Source organism: Streptococcus sp. SO4 (assembly GCF_030440055.1).
In the GTDB taxonomy this organism is placed as follows: Bacteria; Bacillota; Bacilli; order Lactobacillales; family Streptococcaceae; genus Streptococcus; species Streptococcus nidrosiense.
The window spans coordinates 34144-57062 of the sequence record NZ_JAQFJI010000009.1; the positions used below are offsets into that span (position 1 = coordinate 34144).

At 40.1% G+C, this 22919-nt stretch carries 21 protein-coding genes; 19 read left to right on the forward strand and 2 right to left on the reverse strand.

Going from position 1 to position 22919, the window contains the following annotated elements:
* Window positions 1-3 precede the first annotated feature (3 nt).
* The 12 genes from PCY08_RS06645 (at window position 4) to PCY08_RS06700 (ending at window position 15630) form a co-directional block, all read left to right on the forward strand.
* Complete coding sequence (locus PCY08_RS06645) at window positions 4-384, forward strand: DUF5361 domain-containing protein (RefSeq protein WP_301559851.1); 381 nt, start codon at window positions 4-6, stop codon at window positions 382-384.
* Window positions 384-3167 carry a PblA gene (locus tag PCY08_RS06650; protein WP_301559852.1) on the forward strand — a complete coding sequence of 928 codons (2784 nt, stop codon included), beginning with the start codon at window positions 384-386 and terminating at the stop codon, window positions 3165-3167. Before PCY08_RS06645 ends, PCY08_RS06650 begins: the two co-directional genes overlap by 1 nt.
* Complete coding sequence (locus PCY08_RS06655; protein ID WP_301559853.1) at window positions 3167-3862, forward strand: phage tail protein; 696 nt, start codon at window positions 3167-3169, stop codon at window positions 3860-3862. The genes PCY08_RS06650 and PCY08_RS06655 overlap by 1 nt, the downstream gene beginning before the upstream one ends.
* Window positions 3859-8751, forward strand: coding sequence for a phage tail spike protein (locus PCY08_RS06660; protein ID WP_301559854.1), 4893 nt, complete (start codon window positions 3859-3861; stop codon window positions 8749-8751). The genes PCY08_RS06655 and PCY08_RS06660 overlap by 4 nt, the downstream gene beginning before the upstream one ends.
* Window positions 8752-8759: 8 nt before the next feature.
* The gene (locus PCY08_RS06665) at window positions 8760-8960 is read left to right on the forward strand and encodes a hypothetical protein (protein WP_301559855.1); all 201 of its coding nucleotides are present in this window, start codon (window positions 8760-8762) and stop codon (window positions 8958-8960) included.
* A complete protein-coding gene (locus PCY08_RS06670; RefSeq protein ID WP_301559856.1) occupies window positions 8950-9585 on the forward strand; it encodes a hypothetical protein in 636 nt (211 codons plus the stop codon). Before PCY08_RS06665 ends, PCY08_RS06670 begins: the two co-directional genes overlap by 11 nt.
* 13 nt (window positions 9586-9598) lie before the next feature.
* Window positions 9599-10033 (forward strand): phage holin family protein, encoded by a 435-nt coding sequence (locus tag PCY08_RS06675; RefSeq protein ID WP_301559857.1) that lies wholly within the window; start codon window positions 9599-9601, stop codon window positions 10031-10033.
* 1 nt (window position 10034) lies between these two features.
* Window positions 10035-10367, forward strand: a complete 333-nt coding sequence (locus PCY08_RS06680) for a phage holin (RefSeq protein WP_301559858.1) — start codon at window positions 10035-10037, stop codon at window positions 10365-10367.
* A 2-nt stretch (window positions 10368-10369) separates the two neighbouring features.
* Window positions 10370-11257, forward strand: a complete 888-nt coding sequence (locus tag PCY08_RS06685) for a peptidoglycan amidohydrolase family protein (RefSeq protein WP_301559859.1) — start codon at window positions 10370-10372, stop codon at window positions 11255-11257.
* Between the two features lie 569 nt (window positions 11258-11826).
* Complete coding sequence (tgt, locus tag PCY08_RS06690) at window positions 11827-12969, forward strand: tRNA guanosine(34) transglycosylase Tgt (RefSeq protein ID WP_301559860.1); 1143 nt, start codon at window positions 11827-11829, stop codon at window positions 12967-12969.
* 132 nt (window positions 12970-13101) lie between these two features.
* Complete coding sequence (locus PCY08_RS06695) at window positions 13102-14919, forward strand: acyltransferase family protein (RefSeq protein WP_301559861.1); 1818 nt, start codon at window positions 13102-13104, stop codon at window positions 14917-14919.
* Window positions 14920-15288: 369 nt separating this feature from the next.
* Window positions 15289-15630: a metal-sulfur cluster assembly factor gene (locus PCY08_RS06700; RefSeq protein WP_049530778.1), complete on the forward strand. Its 342-nt coding sequence runs from the start codon at window positions 15289-15291 to the stop codon at window positions 15628-15630.
* A 40-nt stretch (window positions 15631-15670) separates the two neighbouring features.
* Here PCY08_RS06700 and PCY08_RS06705 read toward each other — a convergent pair whose 3' ends face one another.
* The gene (locus tag PCY08_RS06705; protein ID WP_301559862.1) at window positions 15671-16018 is read right to left on the reverse strand and encodes a glyoxalase; all 348 of its coding nucleotides are present in this window, start codon (window positions 16016-16018) and stop codon (window positions 15671-15673) included.
* A 131-nt stretch (window positions 16019-16149) separates the two neighbouring features.
* A complete protein-coding gene (gene ilvD / locus PCY08_RS06710; RefSeq protein ID WP_248035870.1) occupies window positions 16150-17853 on the reverse strand; it encodes a dihydroxy-acid dehydratase in 1704 nt (567 codons plus the stop codon).
* Window positions 17854-18037: 184 nt separating this feature from the next.
* Between ilvD and PCY08_RS06715 the strand changes: the two genes are divergently transcribed.
* From PCY08_RS06715 to PCY08_RS06745, 7 genes are all read left to right on the forward strand, one after another.
* Entirely contained in the window at window positions 18038-19045 is a 1008-nt protein-coding gene (locus tag PCY08_RS06715; protein ID WP_301559863.1) for an SPFH domain-containing protein, read from the forward strand.
* A 2-nt stretch (window positions 19046-19047) separates the two neighbouring features.
* Window positions 19048-19248 carry a PTS ascorbate transporter subunit IIC gene (locus PCY08_RS06720; RefSeq protein WP_301559864.1) on the forward strand — a complete coding sequence of 67 codons (201 nt, stop codon included), beginning with the start codon at window positions 19048-19050 and terminating at the stop codon, window positions 19246-19248.
* Window positions 19249-19395: 147 nt separating this feature from the next.
* Entirely contained in the window at window positions 19396-19578 is a 183-nt protein-coding gene (rpmF, locus tag PCY08_RS06725; protein WP_000290417.1) for a 50S ribosomal protein L32, read from the forward strand.
* Window positions 19579-19593: 15 nt separating this feature from the next.
* Complete coding sequence (gene rpmG / locus PCY08_RS06730; RefSeq protein ID WP_001265622.1) at window positions 19594-19743, forward strand: 50S ribosomal protein L33; 150 nt, start codon at window positions 19594-19596, stop codon at window positions 19741-19743.
* 281 nt (window positions 19744-20024) lie between these two features.
* Entirely contained in the window at window positions 20025-20810 is a 786-nt protein-coding gene (locus PCY08_RS06735) for a hypothetical protein (RefSeq protein ID WP_301559865.1), read from the forward strand.
* A gap of 173 nt (window positions 20811-20983) precedes the next feature.
* A complete protein-coding gene (locus PCY08_RS06740) occupies window positions 20984-21478 on the forward strand; it encodes a hypothetical protein (RefSeq protein WP_228113885.1) in 495 nt (164 codons plus the stop codon).
* 24 nt (window positions 21479-21502) lie between these two features.
* Complete coding sequence (locus PCY08_RS06745) at window positions 21503-22822, forward strand: hypothetical protein (RefSeq protein ID WP_301559866.1); 1320 nt, start codon at window positions 21503-21505, stop codon at window positions 22820-22822.
* The last annotated feature ends 97 nt before the right edge of the window (window positions 22823-22919 follow it).

Consider the following 22919-nt stretch of genomic DNA (forward strand, 5'->3'; position numbering starts at 1 on the left):
AGAATGATTCAAACAGATGAAGATGCTCTTATTTGTGATTTAGCTGAAACATATGGGATTTTTGATTACAGACAGTTACCTGCTGATCAGGTAGCTGTTTTTGCTTTTGGCCTGAGAGATGATTCACGGATCAAACTAGCAATGACCAATAGCAAAGTTCCTTTTGAAACCTTTTTGCTTGCAGGCGTGCTTGATAGGCTTTCTGCTCTTGTTTGGTTTAAAACAACAGACGGTCAGAAAGGAATCAACAAACCATTAATGGTTGCAGAGGAGCTGGCAGGTAAAACTAAAGCTAAAGAAAGTAAGGAGATGATCTTTGATTCTGGTGAGGACTTTGAAGAATATCGTCAGCAAATTCTAGAAAAGATAGGAGGTGAGGATTAGTGGCGACAGAAATAGCACAAGCTTATGTACAATTGATACCATCAGCCAGAGGTATTACTGGTAAAATCCAATCAATCCTTGATCCTGAAGCGAGTGCAGCAGGACAAAGTGCTGGACAGTCATTGGGTTCTAGTCTTGTTGGTGTTATGACAAAGGTTATTGCAGCAGCAGGGATTGGCAAGGCCTTTTCGGCAGCAATCAGTGAAGGTGCAGCGCTTCAGCAATCGCTCGGAGGTGTCGAAACCCTATTCAAAGGTTCTGCTGACAAGGTGAAGGGATATGCTAATGAGGCCTACAAAACAACAGGTTTGTCAGCTAATGCCTATATGGAAAATGTGACAGGCTTCTCAGCTAGCCTCTTGCAATCTCTTGGTGGTGACACTAATAAAGCTGCTGAAACAGCAAACATGGCCATGATTGATATGTCAGATAATGCGAACAAGATGGGTACATCTATGGAGAGCATTCAGATGGCTTATCAAGGATTTGCTAAGCAGAACTACACCATGCTTGACAACTTGAAGCTTGGTTACGGTGGTACAAAGCAAGAAATGCAACGGCTCTTAGCTGATGCAGAGAAACTGACGGGTGTTAAGTACGACATTAACAATCTTTCGGATGTTTATAATGCCATCCATGCTATCCAAGAAAATCTCGACATCACTGGTACAACTGCTAAAGAGGCTGCTTCTACTTTTAGTGGATCTTTTGAATCCATGAAGGCGGCAGCTCAAAATGTGCTAGGTAAGATAGCAATTGGTGAAAATGTAACGCCAGCTCTGCAATCACTGTTAGAAACTACCAAAACCTTTCTATTCGGAAATTTCTTACCAATGGTTGGCAATATCTTATCAGGGCTAGGTGTTGTTTTAACACACGGACTCAGTGATATTGCTTCTCAACTTTTTGGAGATGCTTTTGGTAGTGCTGTTTTTGATCAAGTTTCACATGTGACAGGTATTTTCGAAACTTTCTTTGATATGATCTTTGGGTCTATGGATAAAGAGGCGAATTTTGAGATATTAGATGCACTTGGTTTTAGTGAGGATGCAGCGAATCAAATTATCAATATTGCAGACAATATTCGAGTTACTTTTGAGAACATTGGTTCTGCAATCGGTGATGTATTAAGCATTATCGGGGATTTCGTTGGTGATCTTTTAGGAATCAAGGATGGAGAGCAGGGAGTAAACCTGCTCGGTTTCGCATTTGAGGCATTAACGGGATTTTTAAGAGAAGCTACAGGGATCATTAAGGAAATTACGAGTTTTTTCAAAGAAAATCAGTTAGCAGCAGATTTGCTCAAGTCTGCTGTAGTAGCTCTAGGTATTGGATTTCCCGTTGCTAAAATTGCTACATTCGTTCAAGGATTGGGAGGCCTACCAGGAATCTTTACAATTGTTCAGACGGCAATTTCAGGATTTGCGACTTCAGCAATGGCTGCTATTTCGTCAATTCCTCTTGTTGGGTGGATTGCAGCAGCAGTTGCTGCATTAGCTTGGTTCTTCACTCAAACAGAAACTGGGAAGGCAATTCTTCAAGATTTTATGTCTTGGCTCTCTGAGACGTGGTCAGCGATTGCTCCAATTTTAACTGAAGTATGGAATGGTATGGTTGAAGCGGCTACTACTGCATGGAATGCAATGGTTGAGTTTGTTTCGCCTATCATTCAATCGGTTGTTGACTTTATCAAATCTGTCTGGGATGGTATCTCGGTTTGGTGGTCTGAAAATCAAGGATTGATTCAGCAGACATTTGAAACTGTCTGGAATGCTATTCAAATGGTCATTCAGACCGTTATGCCGATTATTCAATCTATTATTGAAACCGCAATGAATATCCTTGCTCCTTTTATTGAGACAACATGGAACAATATTTGCACGGTTGTTACGACTGTTTGGGAATTGATTAAGATTGCTATTCAGACAGCTATGGACGTTATTAGTGGAATCATTACGGCAGTTTTGGCAGTTATCAATGGGGATTGGGAAACTGCATGGAACGCAATCAAGAGCGTTGGGGAATCAACCTGGAATGGATTGTCCTCTGCAGGGCAAGCTATCTTTGATGGATTTTCTCAGATATTGTCTAACATTTGGGAAACTATTAAGAGTGTAGCAAGTTCTGCATGGGAAGCTTTAAAAGCTAGCGTACTTAGCATCATTGATGGTCTGGTATCAGGGGCACAGAGTGCATGGGATACTATGTCTAATGCTGTCTCTACTCTTGTAAGCAATGTGACTGAATTCTTTGATCAGTTGTGGAACATTAATCTTTTCAGTGCTGGTCAAGCAATCTTACAAGGGTTCTTGGATGGATTGCAGTCGGTGTGGTCTTCTGTAACTGACTTCGTTGGTGGTATTGCTGGTTGGATTGCTGACCATAAAGGACCTATCGAATATGACCGTAAATTGTTGATACCTGCAGGTAATGCAATCATGAAAGGGTTAGACCAAGGATTGCAAGATCAATTTAAGGATGTTAAGCAAACGGTCGGAGGCATGGCTGAAGAAATTTCAGATGTATTTTCAGGAGATGGTCTGGATCTGAATTCCTCTGCCTCAGTTACAAAAAGTCTTGAGGCACAGTTAGCTATGCCGTCGGCTCAATTTGAAGCACATGAGAGTAAAACCGTGTCTGAGATAGCGATTCTGAGAGCAAGTATGGAGAGAATCCTTACTGCTATCCTTGAAAAATCGTCAGATGTCTACCTAGATAATGACATTATCTCACTCAAGACCTATGAACAACACGGTGCTATTTATGCGAGGGGAGGGATTTAATGGATTATATAATCATCAACGGTTTTAATACATCAAGCCTTCCTGGTTGTGTTGTGACAGACTTTGGGAAGGTGGAGGCTGCTAAGCCGAAGGGAGAGAAGGCTGACCTTTATGGAGTCAATGGCAGTTATCGTGTATTAGACGGTTCTTTCGACAGTTACGAAAGGACCTTCATTCTACACGTAAAAAAAATGGTTGAGATTTCAAGTATTCTTGATAAGTTTCAATCGAATGATAATGTTTTGGAATTTAGCTATCAGCTTGGCTCATTGTTTTATGCTAACTTTGTGACTGCTAGTTTTGTACCTTTTGGAAATCATGCTTGGAAGTTAGAAATCAAGTTAGATATTCAACCCTTCCGATACCAGAAGAGCGTAGATCCTGTGGTTCTTACTGCATCTGGTACAATCAATAATCTTGGGACGATTTATTCGGAACCAATCATTGAAGTCGAGGGGGATGGTGACATCTCTCTCACGATTGGTCGGAAGACCATGTATCTAACGATTAAGACAAAAGCTACGATTGATTGTAGACAGGGCAAGCAGAACATCTATAACGCTACTGGTGCAGTTCAGAACACGCTTCGAAAGCGTGGAGGGTTCTTAGAAATTCCGACTGGTAAGGTTGGTGTTTCATTTACTGGAACCGTCCGTAAGATTACTATTAGACCGAATTGGAGGTATAAGATTTGATTTATTTAACAAATGGGAATATGCCTCTGAATACTGCTTATGCTGATGAAATTGTTCAAGAGGACAATAGCACCTATCAATTGAGTTTCCGATTTCCGACATCCGATCCATTGTGGGAGAAGTTGAAGGAAGAGACATTCTTAATGGCTGATGACCTACACGGTGAGCAGGATTTCGTCATTTTTGAGGTTGAGAAGAAGCACGGCTATATTCAAGTCTATGCGAATCAAGTATTCACTCTCTTGAATAACTATGTGGTCAATCCGATTTCTTTGGATAGGCAGACTGGTTCGACTGCCTTGAGTCGCTTCGCTGGAAGCATCACTCGTGATAATCCGTTCTCGTTCTTCTCGGATATTGAAGATAGGCACACCTTCAATGTTGGCTCCAAGAATGCTATGGAGGCATTTGCGAAAGATAAGCACTCTATTATTGGTCAGTGGGGTGGTGACCTTGTTCGCCATGGCTACCAGGTTCGACTTTTAAAAAATGGCGGTTCAGAGAATGAATCGCTTTTTATGTATAAGAAAAACCTTTCTAGCTATCAACACAAGACGTCTACTAAGTCTTTGAAGACTCGAATTACTTTCACGACAACTGTCAAGGGTGAGGGTGAGAAAGCGCCTGATCGCACCTTCACAGTCACAATTGATAGTCCACTCATTAACAAGTATAGTCAAATCTACGAAGATGTGATTGAGGTTAATGACCAGGACGTGAAAGACGAAGCAAGCCTTAGAGAATATGGCAAGCAGTATTTCAGAACAACACTCTGCGACATGATGGAAGATAGCCTTGAGCTTGAGGTTGTCGGTCAGAGTGATGTGCCTGTCCAGATGTTTGATATTGTGAGTTTATTTCACGATGTCTACAATCTGGATGTGCGTAAGAAGATTACTAAATACACTTACTCACCGATGGCCAAGAAACTGAAATCTATTGGTTTCGGTCAGTTCCAGTCCGGACTTGCAAATGCGATTGGCAACGCAGTGAGTGATGCTGTTAAGGGTGAAGCGCAACAATTTCAAGGCAATTTTGAACGGCAGTTAGCAAGAGAGCTCAAGAATGCTGACCTTTCATTTGACAGACGTAAAGAGGAGTTAGTCAACCAATTCACAGATGACGTGAATGCTATCAAGGCCAAAGCCGAAGAAACAAAGCAAGAGATTATAAATTATACTGATCAAACAATCAGTCAATTTTCTGAATCAATTTCTAATTCTGTTCAAGTGTTGACAGACCAAGCTTTAGAGAAGGCTGGCGCAAGCAACTTACTCGCTCAGGAAGCCAAGCGGATTGGGTTGGATTCTATTGCCAAACTTGAGGAGTTTAAGAGACAAGCTACGAGTGCCCAGACGGCTCTGTCTGGTGATTTGGACGTTCTGAAACGGACCATCGCGAATGATATTCGACCGAAGCAAGAACAGGTTACAGCTGAGATTGCCAAGCAAGTTGAAGCACTTACCCAGACAAAAAAAGAATTGGCTGGTGTGAAGACGGCACAAGCGACTTATGAAGAGACGACGACGCAGAGACTGGCAGAGCTGACCAACTTGGCCAACGGGAAGGCAAGCAAGTCAGAACTCACACAAACAGCCGAGCAGCTGGCTAGTAAGCTGGCTAGTGTGCAGGCATCCGGCCGAAATCTATTCTTGAATTCGCTTTTCAAGCAGGATATTTCAAAAACAGGTATTTGGACGACGAGTACATATACGGCTACTATCGATAGCGAAAATAAGTATCTTGGACACAACGCTCTTAAAATTATAGGTCAAAATCCAGCCGGAAGAGACGGAGGTAATCCTAAGATTACTTATCCAGCTTTTTGGCAGTTTGGAAAAGTAATTCCCGGAAGTACAACTAATCAAGATGTGACAATTAGTTTTTATGCCAAGGCAAGTAAAAATGGAATAATGCTAAGATCTCGATTAGGGAATATCAATTATAAAACCGGAAATGTGATATTGTCGACCGAAATTAAACGATATGTTGTTCATATTCCAAAAAGTTGGACGAACGAGTCTAAATTCTCAACAAACGAATGGTTGTTCAATTTAAACCAAGAAGGAACCGTTTGGATTTGGATGCCGAAGTTTGAAATAAGCGATGTAGACACTTCTTATTCAGAAGCTCCTGAAGACATCGAAGGTCAGATTTCAGCAGTTGAATCCAACTTCAGACAGCGTGCAGATTCGTTAGATGCCGGGGTGAATCGTCTGACTGAAGGGTTAAGAACCAAGGCGGATATAAGCGTACTCAACGTGACTGCTGAAAATATCAGGCAGTCCGTGAAGAGTTTGGAAGCAAGCACGCAGAACAAGCTAAATCAGATGTTGAGCCTGGCCGAATTTGAAGTGCGGGCTGGATCTATCCGACAAGAAATCCTGAACGCAACCAAGGACAAGGCAGATAAGACTCTGGTCACAGCAGAAGCCGGGAAATTGCGAGAAGAATTTTCAAACTTACGGGTTGGTGGAACTAACTTGTTGAAAGGCTCAAAAGGACCTTTTCTTCCAGATCGGAAGCCAGCTAATTTTGATAACGCTATTCTGTATGCAGGAAATACGTCTATTTACATGGAACAGGGGCAGGAATATATCATTTCTGCCAAAACGGACGGGAACTTTACAGCTCATCATGATGGACTTAAAGAATCCGATAACGTAGTTCTTTGGATTATGGACAAGGATGTCAGAAATTATCAAATTGTATCGGACCTCAAGACAGGTACCACAGGAACGAAAATCACTTGGAATAAGCCGACAGGGATTTATCATCTACGAGTTAACACTTATCACAAAGAAGCAACCAAGAGCGTCTGGGCTGTAAAGATTGAGAAAGGCAATGTAGCGACAGACTGGAGTCCAGCGATTGAAGACACTGACGGTCTCATCACTGAAGCTAAAGCTACTTTTGAGCGGACAGCTCAGGGGTTGCGAACTGACTTGTCAGCTATTCAGGAATATGTCAATCAAGATGGTCAGCGGCAGGAAGTATTGCAGCGCTATGCTCGTGAGGAAAGCGCAAAACAAGCGACTTCTGTCCGTGAGCTGGTCGCTCGTGATTATGTCGGTAAGGCTACTCATCAAGAGGACGTGAGAGGTCTTGAACGTAAGTTCGAATCTATTACCAATCCAAAAAATGGATTGATTGCTACTCAGATTGCTAACTACAAGCAATCAGTAGATGGCAGATTCGCAGATATATCATCTCTACTTTCTGGGAAGGCTAGTCAGGCCGACTTCCAAAGAGTCAAGGAGACTAGTCAGCTTTACGAGCGCATTCTGGGCAGTACAGATAATGGAATTGCTGATAATGTAGCTCGTATGGCTGTGACTAACCAACTATTTCAGGTTGAGGTGGCAAAGGCGTCAGCGAGTGGACGAAATCTATTTTTGAGTTCGACCGCAACGAAAGGATACTTAGGTAGAGCTGGTGTTATTAACGTTGCAAATAGCACACAAAAAGAAATCACATCTGATTTCATTTCAGTAGAACCCAACGAAAAAATTATTTTTCAGCATTGGGTAACCCTTCCTGAGAATGGAATGGCTTTTACGGCTTGGCAATTTTTCGACAAGAACAAGGAAGCTATCGATGCCCGCGTAACTGGCTCAAATGCTTATAAGACGGCAACAGGGAAGCAACATAATATCAATCAAATTATTGTACCAGCCAATGCCTATTTCATTAGAGTGTCAGCTCGTATGTATAATGATGGTTTGATAAAAATAGAACGCGGTTCAGCTCCATCTGATTACTCAGTTGCGCCAGAAGATACAGACGAAGCTATTCGCACGGTTCAGAGTCAGCTGGCAGGCTCATGGGCTGTCCAAAACCTAACCAGCGCAGGAGCTATCGTTTCGCAAATCAATGCGGCCAACAATCAGATCTTGATTGAAGCTGAAAAAATTCGATTGAAGGGTAAGACCTTGCTTGATGAATTGACAGCTATTCAAGGTTATTTCAAGCGTTTATTCGTTGGTGAAGGTACGTTCGCGACTCTGAATGCGGATGTTATACGAACGAATTCTATCACTGCCGATAAGTTAGTCATGGACATGGCTATGGCAAGACGATTTGTATCAAGTGACCTTTTCACAGACACACTTGCTGCTAAAGAAGCCTTTATCAATAAACTTCGGTCAGTCGTAGTTACTGCAACCTTGCTTGAAGGTTTTAGAGGTCGTATCGGTGGGTTCCAGATTGGTACACATGATAACGATCCAAGTTCATTCTGGTTGACTGGGTTAGACCAATTCAAGGTTGGTATGAGTAATGGTAGAGGTCGAGAGTTCCAGACAGCCTTCTGGGCTAACTGGGGCAACACTTGGGGAAAATCAGGGCCACTGTCTTGGTACGTCACGTTAGACGGTCAAATGTACTGTAACAACAATGCGACATTCCATAGAGTGGTTGATTTTTCAAGTACCTGCTCTGTTAACTTTTATGGAGCAAATTCGTTTTATAAAGATATTTATATGCGCAATGGTTCTGAAATCTACGGTACAGGTTCAACCCCTCGAGCTGGAGGGAAGAACTCGGTTGTATGGTGGAATCAAGTCGGTGACGGAAGTCTCAAGTATCATATCGACATGGCTTCCGACAAGCGCTTGAAAGAGAATATTGTGGATAGTAACATTGTTGCTCTCGACAAAATCAAGCAATTGAAAATGAAATCCTTTGATTTCATAAGTACTGGTAAGCACGAAGAAGTTGGTTTGATTGCACAAGAAGTTGAGGCGATACTTCCGTCAGTGATTTCCAAAAATCCTGAAAAAGCAGATGATTACTTGCACATCGACTATGTAGCGATTGTGCCTTATTTGATTAAGTCTATACAAGAGTTAAATCAAAAAATAGAAGAAATGGAGAAAACAGTAGCATGAATGACAACATGAACGACGTAGTAAATCAACTGATGCTTGATTCAATAACGAAGAAGTTGGGGGCAAGCGCACAAGACTCAGCGAAGTTCGAGGCCCTTTATCTGTATGTAGCAAGTGAGCTACATACGATGAAAGAAGTTCTTGAATATGATCCAGCTCTAAAAGAGCTCTTTGAAGAAGTGAAAGGAAAAATGACAAATGGCAATTAACAATTATGAATTAGCGAGCAAACCTTATACACGAGGCTTTGGAGACAACATTAAGACTGTGGTAGAAATTCGTCTATCTGAAGGCAATCGATACAGTACGAACATGCGTGAACTTTCAGGAGACCGTACAAATGAATCAGAAGATGTCTTGATTCAAGCGGTTCTTGATATCTTAAAAGCTGAGCTAGATCCGGGCAGTGCCATCGTCAAAGCACAGGCGCAACTTGAACAAGCTGAGCAGCAGATTGTTCAAAACAAGAGCGAACAAGACAGACTTTCTGTGTTTGCAAATAAAATCGATAAAGTAGTACGTGTCATGGCTCAAGATTCCATCATGGGTGAGAAAATTGCCTACGGAACAACCTACAAGGAGCTTGTTGAACTCTTCCCATTTGCAGAAGAAGGCAAGGCTTATCAACCAGGGGATATATTTGTCGTCGAAGATCCTGAGCACGTCGAATTGAACGGGGAGGGCAAGCGTGTCTTGATTCAGACAAACCGGGCGTTCACTTACAAAGGCGAATCTCTCAAACAATTGGAAGGTGGACCATCTCGAAATGGCCTTCTTGCAATCTGGAAGTGGGAAGGCCAAAAAAGCGAGCTAGAAACTCAACCTGTTCAATAGTGAGGAGGTGTGTATGCAAGATTTAGTATTACATGACCTAATTGAACATCTAAAAAATCTTTCATCAAGCCCTTACATCCATATCTTTTTTTGGCTCATGATCTTGGATATTATCACAGGATATGTCAAGGCATTCAAAACCAAGCGGTTTGACAGTAAAATCGGCACTATGGGATTGATTCGTCATTTCGTAGTATTCACGGTCATCCTGTTAGTAGCTATGTACTCACGATCGCTTGGTGTTCGACCACTTGGAATTACCTGGACGATGTTCTTCATCGCTAACTATCTAGGGTCTGTTCTTGAGAATTGGGAAGCGATTGGTTGGGCGTTCCCTGACTTCCTAAAACCTTACATCAACCAAATTAAGAAAGACAATGCTAAGAAACTCGGTCAATTGCTAGTAAATATTGACCAGAAAGACAATTTTGACGAAAAGGAGAAATAACATGCAACAAATTACTGAAATCATTATTGCTTCAGCTACTGGAATCTTGACTGTTTTGGCAGGTATCGCAGTCAAAGCGGTCAAAGACTACCTGGTTCAAAAAGGCGGAGAAAAGACAATTAAGATTGTTGAAATCCTTGCTAAAAATGCGGTCAATGCCGTGGAGCAGGTCGCTTCTGAGACTGGCTACAAAGGCGAAGAGAAGCTGGAGCAAGCCCGCACGAAAATCCGTGCTGAACTTGGCAAATATAACATCAGCATGACTGACAAAGACCTCGACACATTTGTCGAGTCAGCTGTCAAGCAGATGAATGATGCCTGGAAAGGGGAGTAATTATGGCACTAAATATTGAAACGGCTATTGCCTGGATGCAAGCCCGAAAAGGGCAAGTGTCTTATAGTATGGATGATCGGAACGGTCCTGACTCTTATGACTGTTCAAGCTCTGTCTATTATGCATTAAGAAGCGCTGGCGCTTCATCTGCTGGTTGGGCAGTTAATACTGAATACGAACATGACTGGCTTAAAAAGAACGGATACGAACTCATCTCTGAGAATACTCCGTGGGACGCTCAACGTGGAGATATCTTTATCTGGGGACGTCGCGGAGCGTCAGCAGGAGCTTACGGACATACAGGAATGTTTATCGACGAAGATAACATCATTCATTGTAATTATGCTTATAATGGCATTTCCGTAAACGACCATGATGAACGCTGGCTCTATGCAGGACGACCTTACTACTATGTGTATCGTTTGACTAACCCATCTGCAGCAGCCGAAGAAATCAAAACTGGCTGGCAAAATGACGATACTGGATACTGGTTCGTTCGTGCTAATGGCTCCTATCCAAAAGATCAATTTGAGTACATAGAAGAGAACAAGTCATGGTTCTACTTCGACAGTCGTGGGTATATGTATTCTGAAAAATGGCTTAAACATACTGATGGTAAATGGTACTGGTTCGACAAGGATGGCTACATGGCCACATCCTGGAAGAAAATCAGTGGCAAATGGTATTACTTCAATCGTGATGGCTCTATGCAGACCGGCTGGATCAAGTATTACGATAACTGGTATTATTGTGACGACGCAAATGGTGACATGAAATCTGATTGCTTCGTTCGCTACAATGATGGTTGGTATCTGCTATTGCCAGATGGACGTATGGCAGACAAACCAGAATTTACGATTGAGCCTGATGGCTTAATCACCACAAAATAAAATAAAAATAGAAAGAATCAAAAATATTGTACACTAAACCGCAGGCTCATGCTTGCGGTTTTTTTGTTTGCTCCGAAAATTGACTTGTTGACATCAACAATTAGCTTTATAAAGCGCATGGTTGCGGTTTTTTGTTTGCACTGAAATACGTTCGATAATCGCTTGAAAGTCTTGAAAAACCTTTATAGATAGAGGGTTAGGAGCGTTCTTTTTCGCTTGAATATCTTTATTTTGCTCTGAAAGTAGAAAAAACAGTGAAATTACTCACTGGTCCTTTTGCAAACTATTAGAATTAAATTGTAACCTTCTCAACTATGCGGGCAAATCTGGTATAAAAATGAATACGAAGATGAATACGATTTAAAAAAATGACAGAAATCAATGGAAATGATTTTAAAGTAAAATAAGCAAAAAATCAACTAACGATAAGCAACGGAAATCAATTGTAAACACAAAATTCTTATACCATAGTTCGTGACAGTTCCTGTTTTTTTTGATAGAATCATACAGTATGCCCTTGGGCACAAAGTAAGAACTGGGACTGTCTTTCCCAGCTTCGGAGGTAAAAAATGTCAGATTCACCAATCAAATATCGTTTGATTAAGAAAGAAAAACACACGGGAGCTCGTCTGGGGGAGATTATCACACCCCACGGAACCTTCCCAACTCCTATGTTTATGCCGGTTGGGACTCAAGCAACGGTTAAAACTCAATCGCCAGAAGAATTGAAAGAGATGGGGTCAGGGATTATCCTATCTAATACCTATCACTTGTGGCTTCGTCCTGGAGATGAGTTGATTGCTCGAGCAGGTGGGCTTCATAAGTTCATGAACTGGGATCAGCCTATCTTGACAGATAGTGGTGGCTTCCAGGTATATTCATTGGCTGATAGCAGAAATATTACTGAAGAAGGGGTGACCTTCAAGAACCACCTCAATGGCTCTAAAATGTTTCTATCACCTGAAAAAGCTATTTCTATCCAGAACAATCTGGGCTCAGATATCATGATGTCCTTTGATGAATGCCCTCAATTTTATCAGCCTTATGATTATGTGAAGAAGTCAATCGAACGTACCAGCCGTTGGGCAGAGCGTGGATTAAAAGCTCATTGTCGTCCCCATGACCAAGGTTTGTTTGGGATTGTACAAGGTGCAGGATTTGAAGATCTTCGTCGTCAGTCAGCTCATGACCTTGTCAGCATGGATTTCCCAGGATACTCTATCGGAGGGTTGGCAGTTGGAGAAACTCACGAAGAGATGAATGCAGTTTTGGACTTCACCACTCAACTCCTTCCTGAAAACAAACCTCGCTATCTTATGGGGGTAGGGGCACCAGATAGCTTGATTGATGGAGTGATTCGTGGTGTGGATATGTTTGACTGTGTCTTGCCGACTCGTATCGCTCGTAACGGAACTTGTATGACTAGCCAAGGACGTTTGGTTGTCAAGAATGCCCAGTTTGCTGAGGACTTTACCCCACTTGATCCTGAATGCGATTGCTACACATGTAAGAACTACACCCGTGCCTACCTTCGTCACTTGCTCAAGGCTGATGAAACCTTTGGTATCCGCTTGACAAGTTACCATAATCTCTACTTCTTGCTCAATCTGATGAAGCAGGTTCGTCAGGCTATTATGGATGACAATCTCTTGGAATTCCGTGAGCATTTTGTTGAAAAATATGGCTACAATAAATCAGGTCGTAATTTCTAAGATTATCAATCTAAAGCTTGAATCCTAAGTTTTCTCTTAGGATTTTTCTTCTTTTTTTGATAAAATAAAGGTAATATGGAATGAACATTAGATGGTTTTTTTACTACTCTAATGAACGGAGAATAAACTCGTATGCGTATTAAATGGTTTTCCTTGATCAGGATTACAGGCTTACTCTTGGTACTCTTGTACCATTTCTTTCAGACGATTTTTCCAGGAGGATTCTTCGGGGTTGATGTCTTCTTCACCTTCTCAGGTTTCCTAATTACGTCACTCCTGTTAGAAGAATTTGGACAAAAAGGTAAGATTGATATCCTAGGATTTTTCAGAAGACGTTTCTATCGGATTTTTCCACCAGTTGTCTTGATGATCCTTGTCGTTATGCCCTTTACTTTCTTGGTTCGGCAGGATTATGTAGCCGGGATTGGTGGTCAGATTGCTGGTGTCCTTGGTTTTATGACCAATTTCTATGAAATGTTAACAGGGGGAAGTTATGAATCTCAGTTCATTCCTCATCTCTTTGTTCATAACTGGAGTTTAGCAGTTGAAGTTCATTACTATATTTTGTGGGGCTTGGCAATTTGGCTCATGTCTAAGCAAGCCAAAACAGGTGGGCAACTACGGGGAATGGTTTTTCTACTATCTTCAATTACCTTTGTTGTTAGCTTCCTTTCAATGTTTATTGGTAGCTTTATCGTTTCTTCCTACTCAACGCTTTACTTTTCAAGTCTAACTCATGTTTATCCGTTCTTCCTAGGTAGTGTCCTAGCTACCTTGATAGGGGTCCGTCATACGACACCTCTTCTCAAACGTTTGAATCAAACCTTGGACTTGAAACAGACCTTGTTAGTTTTTTCAGCTGGTCTCGGAGTTTTACTCTTATTGACCTTCTTCGTGAAATTCAATTATCTCTTTGCCTACTTGCTTGGCTTCTTGTTGGCAAGTTTAGCTGCTCTTTTGATGATCGTTGCAGCACGACTTTTGCATGAGAAAACTCCGACGATTGAAGAGCCAAAAGTAATTAGCTTCTTAGCTGACACCAGCTATGCCGTTTATCTTTTCCACTGGCCGTTTTATATCATTTTCTCTCAGTTGATGAGCAATCTACCAGCTGTGATTCTCACCACTATCTTCTCTTATCTCTTTGCAAGCCTTTCTTTCTATGTGATTGAACCTTTCATTGCAGGGAAGAACAGTAGCTTATTGCAAAAGGTAAAAGAAATTCCGCATATTCAACCAATCTTTGCGGGTAGCGTCGGTTTCCTTAGCTTGCTGACACTGATTGTGATGCTTATTGCTCCCCAAGTAGGCGCTTTTGAAACGGATTTGATGGTAAATGGCCTCAATCAAGCTCAAACCAATATTACCCGTACAAAAACCATGGCGGATCAAGCAGAAGCAAGTCGCTACAATATTGCCGATGGTGTATCCATCATCGGAGATTCTGTAACCTTGCGTGCAACACCTGGACTTAAAGAGGTTCTACCAGACGCTCAGACAGATGGTCAAGTAAGTAGAAATACCAAGCAAGCCAATGCTATTATGCTCAACCACAGTCAGAATAAAGTCCTCCCTAAAATAGTCGTTATTGCTACTGGAGTGAATAACCCTGAGGATTATAAGGCTGATATTGATTCTTTGATAACAAATCTACCTAAGGGCCATCAGCTTGTACTTGTGACACCTTATGAAGGGGACAAAACTCAAGCAACTCAGCCTTATGTAGAACAGTATGCTAGCTATGTGCGTGAAGTAGCTCAAAAGTATCCTTACATTGAGGTTGCAGACTGGAATCAGGTGTCTAAAGACCATCCAGACATCTGGAAAGGAACGGACCAGGTTCACTTTGGAAGTGATAATACCAAACTAGAAGAGGGAGCTAAGCTCTACGCAGAAACGATAGCATCAGCTATCAAGGCCTTGGCAGATAAGCCTGTGAAGTCAAAATAATATTTAAAAAGTAGAGATGACTGTTCTCTACTTTTTCTTTTTAGAAAGTATGTCATAGAAGCTCAATCATTCTCTAATACTCTTCGAAAATCAAATTCAAACCACGTCAGCTTCGCCTTGCCGTACTCAAGTACAGCCTGCGGCTAGCTTCCTAGTTTGCTCTCTGATTTTCATTGAGTATAAGTTTATCTCTCTAACCTATGCCAATATCCTCTTGCTCTAGGTTGTTAGGTCTTTGGGCAGTTTGGACCAACTATGGCAATCTCTATGCTTTCGTTTTTATGGCGAATCCAGTCTTGATGGGGAAAAACTTGCCAAATTGTCAGAATTATGAGAAAATAGGTGCAGTTTACAAATGGAGGGAATGCAATGAGAGAAGATATCAAAATCAATGATCGTGCTCTAGCATTAGGAGAGCAAATCATTGAAAAGCTAGAAAAAGTTTACGATACAGATGTGGAACTAGATGTCTATAATCTTGGCTTGATTTACGAGATTCATTTGGACGAGGCTGGTCTTTGTACAATTGTCATGACCTTCACCGATACTGCCTGTGACTGTGCAGAAAGTTTACCCATCGAAATCGTGGCAGGTTTGAAACAGATAGAAGGGATTGAAGATGTCAGGGTTGAAGTTACCTGGTCGCCTGCTTGGAAGATTACGCGAATCAGTCGCTATGGTCGCATAGCGCTTGGTCTACCACCACGCTAAAATATAAGAGCTCTCTGCTAATAAACAGAGAGCTGTTTTGTTATTCGATTCCTCTAACTGCGAAATAATGTCCACTTGGATTTGCAAAGTTAAAGTGAGGGAAAGGCTGAGTGTTGATCGGACTTGTGGTCTCCGTTATTGCAGCTAGGCGTTCGTGAAGGGCGTGAAGGTTCGCTGACTCAAAGAGAAGGCTAGGTTTCATATCAACTACCTCTGGCGATACCTGACGAATAAAGTCTTTGACGTAGACAGTAAAAGTCAGTGTACTGTCCGTGTGAGTTTTCATTTCAAAAGTTTCAAAACTCATAATTTCAGATTGATTAAAAACCTCAAAACCGATAGCAGACCAAAAGTTTCTCTCAGCTGCTACATCATCTACGTAGAGCATAATCCCTCTGTATTTTGTGAAAACATTGTTTCTCCTTCATAATCATAGTTAGAGCAATTATCTTACACATTTCACGAGATAACACAAAGGATTAGAAAAAGCAGTCATTTAGCGACTGCTTATTTTTTTAGTTATTTTTTACCAGATTGTTCCATATTCCAGAAATCTGTAACAGCACCACGGGATGCAGAAGATACGGTATGGGCATATTTTCCGAGGACACCACGGCTATAAAGTGGTGGCAAGGTTGTTTCTGCCTTACGTTTTTCAAGTTCTTCTTCGGATACGGCCATAGAAATTTCTTTAGTATCTTGGTCGACAGTGACGATATCTCCTGTACGAAGGTAGGCAATTGGTCCACCATCCTGAGCTTCAGGAGCGATATGTCCAACAACCAGTCCATAAGTACCACCAGAGAAGCGTCCGTCTGTCAAGAGGGCAACCTTGTCTCCTTGACCTTTACCAACAATCATTGATGAAAGTGATAACATCTCAGGCATACCAGGACCACCCTTAGGTCCAACGAAACGAACAACGACAACGTCGCCGTCAACGATTTCATCTGACAAGACAGCTTGGATAGCATCTTCTTCAGAATCAAATACCTTGGCTGGCCCAACGTGACGACGAACTTTAACACCGGATACCTTGGCAACTGCACCGTCAGGAGCAAGATTACCGTTCAAGATGATAAGCGGACCATCTGCACGTTTAGGATTTTCAAGTGGCATGATGACTTTTTGACCTGGTGTGAGGTCTGCAAAATCAGCCAAGTTTTCAGCGACAGTTTTACCAGTACATGTGATACGGTCTCCGTGAAGGAATCCATTTGCCAACAAGTACTTCATAACTGCAGGCACACCACCAACTTCGTAGAGGTCTTGGAAGACATACTGACCAGAAGGTTTCAAATCGGCCAAGTGAGGCACACGTTCTTGGATGGTATTGAAGTCCTCGAGCGACAAGTCAACATTAGCCGCATGGGCAATAGCGAGCAAGTGAAGAGTGGCATTTGTAGAACCACCTAGAGCCATAGTAACAGTAATGGCATCTTCAAAGGCTTCACGAGTCAAGATATCAGACGGTTTGATACCAAGTTCAAGCATTTTGACTACAGCACGTCCAGCTGCTTCGATGTCTTCCTTCTTATCAGCAGATTCAGCTGGGTGAGAAGAAGAACCTGGCAAACTCATACCCAAAACTTCGATAGCAGTAGCCATGGTATTGGCAGTATACATACCACCACAACCACCAGGGCCAGGGCAGGCGTTACATTCGAGGCGTTTGACGTCCTCAGCCGTCATATCGCCGTGATTCCATTTACCGATTCCTTCAAATACAGAAACCAAGTCGATGTCTTTACCATCTAGTTTTCCAGGGGCGATAGTACCACCGTAGGCGAAAATAGCTGGGATATCCATATTGGCAATGGCAATCATAGAACCAGGCATGTTCTTATCACAGCCCCCGATAGCTACAAAGGCATCGACGTTATGACCACCCATAGCAGCTTCGATAGAGTCCGCGATGATATCACGAGATGTCAAAGAGAAACGCATACCAGGCGTTCCCATGGCAATCCCATCTGCTACCGTAATGGTTCCAAATTGAACCGGCCAAGCACCAGCAGATTTGACACCTTCTTTTGCAAGCTTACCAAAATCATGCAAGTGAATATTACACGGTGTGTTTTCTGCCCAAGTTGAAATCACTCCCACAATCGGTGTTTCAAAGTCCTTATCTGTCATACCAGTTGCACGAAGCATGGCACGGTTTGGTGATTTAACCATGCTGTCATAAATGCTACTGCGGTGACGTTTATCTAATTCTGTCATTCAAGTCCCTCCCATTTCAGTTTTTACCATTATAGCACATTTTTCGTATGAATAACAGAAGAAAATTCTTGAATTTTCAGAAAATTCAATACATTGAAATCTTCTTAAAAAAGATTACATATTTTTGTTGACATTTAAAATTAAAGTGATATCATTTAGATATCAAATATAGGAGGTCATTCTGATGACTGAAAAACTAATCAATTCAAAACCAAATGGTGTAGTAGCATTGATTCTCATTGAGTTGGCACTCGTACTTGGTTTCTTTATATTTATCATGGGTGCTGGTTCAGAAAACATTTTTGGAATTATTATCGGGCTTTTATTAATCTTAAGTTCAGCTCTAGCTCATGCTGGTTTAAAAGTTGTCAAACCTCAGGAAGCTCTGGTTTTGACCCTCTTTGGTAACTATACAGGTACCATTAAAGAACCAGGTTTTTACTTTGTAAATCCTTTTAGCATAGCGGTCAATCCTGCAATTCACACTCGACTTGGTCAAAGTGGTGATGTTAGCACAAAATCTCCTTTTTCAGGGATGAAATCATCCAATGGCAATGATGTAAACATTGAGATTGGCAAGAAACAGATTTCTCTCAAAGTTATGACTTTGAGTAATTCTCGTCAAAAGATTAACGATTGCTTAGGGAACCCAGTTGAAATTGGAATCGCGGTGACTTGGAGAGTTGTCGATACAGCCAAAGCAGTCTTCAACGTTGATAACTATAAAGAATATCTCTCATTGCAGTGTGATAGCGCCCTTCGTAATATTGTCCGCATCTATCCTTACGATGTGTCTCCGAATGTGGATACTACAGGTGATGGGCAAGCTGATGAAGGAAGCCTCCGCGGTTCTAGTGAGATTGTAGCTAGTCGCATTCGTGAGGAAATTCAAAGTCGCGTAGAGGATGCTGGTCTGGAAATCCTTGAAGCACGTATTACTTACCTAGCTTATGCACCAGAAATTGCTGCCGTCATGCTTCAACGTCAACAAGCATCTGCTATTATCGATGCACGTAAGATGATTGTTGATGGCGCTGTTGGAATGGTTGAAATGGCACTGGAACGTCTCAATGAAGGAGAGTTGGTTAAACTAGATGAAGAGCGTAAAGCTGCCATGGTTTCAAATCTCCTAGTCGTTCTCTGTGGCAATCATGATGCACAACCAATTGTCAATACAGGAAGCCTTTATTAGAAATGGCAGAAGCTAAAAAGAAGCAAATCCCCCTTCGACTCTCGAATAAGTTATATGCTGCACTCGCATCATGGGCAGAAGATGACTTCCGATCAGTCAATGGGCAAATCGAATATCTTCTCACCGAATGCGTCAAACAACGGAAAAAAGACGGGAAATACGTCTCAGAGACCATTGATGAACCATTCGAGATTGAAATTTAATCTATTTTCCTATCCATAAGATTAGATAGGAAAATTTTTTAATCTTTTTTTGTCAAGTAACTTTACTTTACAAAAAAGTTTTGATATACTATTAAAGTTGATGAAAATCAAACCTAACTGAATTATATCTTAAAAGGAGAAAACAAAATGGCAGTACCTGCACGTCGCACTTCAAAAGCGAAGAAAAACAAACGTCGTACACACTACAAAGTAACAGCTCCATCTGTAAACTTTGACGAAACTACTGGAGATTACTCACGTTCTCACCGTGTATCACTTAAAGGATACTACAAAGGACGTAAAATCGCTAAAGCTGCATCAGCTGAATAATAGAAGGGAGATACCATGCGCGTAAATATTACACTTGAACACAAAGAATCTGGTGAACGCTTGTACCTTACTTCTAAAAACAAACGTAACACTCCAGACCGTCTTCAATTGAAGAAATACTCACCAAAACTTCGCAAACACGTTGTGTTTACAGAGGTTAAATAGTGGGTCATTACGTTTCAGTAGAAACGAAAAAACCTTGATTTAACGCGATTCTTGAATTTTCAAATTTCAATGTATTGCAATAAAAATCAACCGAATGACTACATTTTTGACTACATTTTTTGTGAAATAAATTAGATGTTCGGATATATAGAAAACGCTCTAGTCATATTGTCTAGAGCGTTTTTGTGTTGTTTAAGAAATTTAGACGTTGGTTTAAGATGACTACACATCTCAGATTTTTTAAAACAAGATTTAATTGTTGATAAGTAGAAAGGATTATTATGTTTACAAAAAATAAATTTCAATACTGTATTTACGATCATGAGAGACTAGAACTTCATGAACTACAAAAGGAATATCAAAAAGATAAAGCTGGGACAAAACTTAAGTATGAAAACCAATTATTTTGTCCTGGTTGTTACAAAGTGGATTTAGTGATAAACGAGAAAAAAGGCAAAATCTATTTATCGAGCCATCCTAAATTACCTCATGGTGACGGATGTGAATACGCTTTGGAATCTGCTTCGAAAATGGAACTGAAAGAATACTATAAGAAAATTGATGCAGACTTAGCTGAGCAACTCTTAAATCGTATTCTGGAAGAGAAGGCCACTAGAGCAATCCAACCAAGGAGAGTCAATTCTCTGCAAAATAATAATGAGGTGCCTGATGTAAAACTTGTTTTAGAAAATAAAGTCGGTATCAGAAAATATTTACCTCGCAGGTCCCTCCTCCTAAATGAATTAGAAGTATCTGACCATCTGACTATGTACTATGGAGAATGTAAGGTGTTTATAGGAAAGACTGATAAAAAGTACTACCTACGAATGTTTCGAAACAATGATCATGCAAAGTACATCTGTAACTTAGTGATTCATGAAAGAGTGTATAGATATTTGGAAGACGAATTAAGATTTATCCCACAATCAGAAGATTTGAGTTTTAAACATTCAAGGGCCAATGCAGTTCCTGTAAAGTTAGCCTTTGTTTCTACCATGAAGAAAAAACAAGAATATTATAATGGATACTTGAATTTTTCAAAATTACTTAAGGTGAAGCGTATTTAAATTATTTGTCGTATTAATATTTAAAGTTTATGAGATCCCAAAATTCTATGTTACTTTCCAGTTTTTTGCTTTTTTAAAAAATATCCGTTACAATGTAAATATAATCCGATAAGAAAGAGAGAAAAAACATGGTATATGTTCACAGATTTTTAGGACAATGGCTTGATAAAAACATGACAACTGATAAAGCTGATACTTTGCGAAAGGGGTTGGCTTTAGGAAGTGGAATTGACGAGTATCTAAAACAGATAGAAGTCCGAAGAAGATTTACGTTGGCAGTTGAACAAGAGAAGTATTTCTACACGGTTCCTAAAGAGGTATCTATCGGAGATACCAGAGCAGATAGATATTATCGTCTGGAAATGAAAGACTACGAAAGTGTAGCATCTAATACCGTCTTTTACGGGAACGGAACATCTATTTTAGTCAAAGCCTTGTTTGAGGGTAAAGGAGAGATAGTGCGTATCTATGAATACGAAACACTCGATCTACTTATAGAGGATTTAAGAGAAGAAGTAGCTATCACATTTAGTTGCGTCTATAAACCGTGCTACGTTCTTGCGAGTGACTTTGAAGAGTTCAAACCTAAACTTGAACTAGGAAAACTCTATTGTCACTATGTTCAAGCACCTAACTATCGTAAACTAATTGCTGAAGTAGAAATTTAAAGAGAATAACGTGAGAAAAGATTTATGTCAAAAGATAAACCTAAGGAAGAACTGAGTAAAGAATTAAAAGGACCATTAGAAATATGTTTTAAAACTATAGTAGGAAAAAATAGCTTAAATGAATTGCATTTTGATGATGGCGAACAATTTTTAAATAAATTTAGTCTCTGGCATCAAGCAAAAGGACAGGAGTTAATTAATACATTTGTAAATAAAGTCAAAAAATCTAATACTACTGCTGATTTTTCTTGGTTGGATATTTTAAATGAAGATATGAAGTGGAATCAATTTATAAGAGAAAATCCTAAGTGGAAACTCGTAGATAAAACCAAGTATTTAAATATGCGTTATCAAATTCCTACTCATTTTCATGGAGATATTGATAATGCTATAATTTTTCACTGTCTGGAAAATCCTAGAGGTTATTTAGGTGATTATAAAGATAGTGATATTGATAAAGGCTTTGGCAATACAAATCTAAGGGAATATTATAAAAAAAGTAAAATACTCCTCGAAAACAAGTATAAAAATGAAGATAAATCTAATTTAACTGGATATATTAAAAATACCATAAGAGAAAAAAGCCCTACACATCATATAAATCTTGCATCAGTTATCCAGGAAAGATATCAATTAAATGATATAGAGAATGTCAGTTCCATTATTCATAGTAAGAAGAGCAGCTTAATGAGTGAAATGGAGCAGCTTTATAGTGCTGGATCAGTTTTTAAAGATCAAAGTGGAAAAAGAAAAAAAACATTATTGAAAGATTATTATTATTTTAAAGAATATTACTCTCAATTGATTCAAACAGATACAAAGTTAGATTTTGAAAAATTACAGAATAAAGAGACTGATGTAAAAATTATCGCTAGCAAACTATGTAATTTAGAAATTTATCCTTTCGCATGTGCCCAACCAGCTTTAGGTAAAAATGGTATCGGCAAAAATATTTTGAAAAATTCGGAGTTATCTCGTTTAAGTGCATATATTGTATTAAGAAGAATCTACAAATATTTAAATAGTGAATATGAGAAAGAAAAACCTATTTTTGTTTTTCGTAAATATGATAGAGCTTGGAACAAACTATTTAAACAAATTTTTTTGGAAGTTAAAGAAAAAAATACAACATTTGAAGTTGATGAGGTGATGGAAAAACTAGAGGAGAATTTCTTTTATTGTCAGCTAGCAAATACAGGTGGAGGAATAACAGATGGGAATGTGATTTCAGTTCCAAATTATAAGTTGTTTTTAAAAATGAAAAAAGAAGCTTTTACAGAAATATCTGAATTATTACCTCGTATTGATATTAAAAATGTTAGTTCACAGAAAGCAGGCGATTGATGATTAAAATTGGATATTAGAATGAAAGTAAAATTTTTAATTCATAATAGACTCGTAAATGATATAATTTATGATTTATTAAGTTATATAAAGGAGT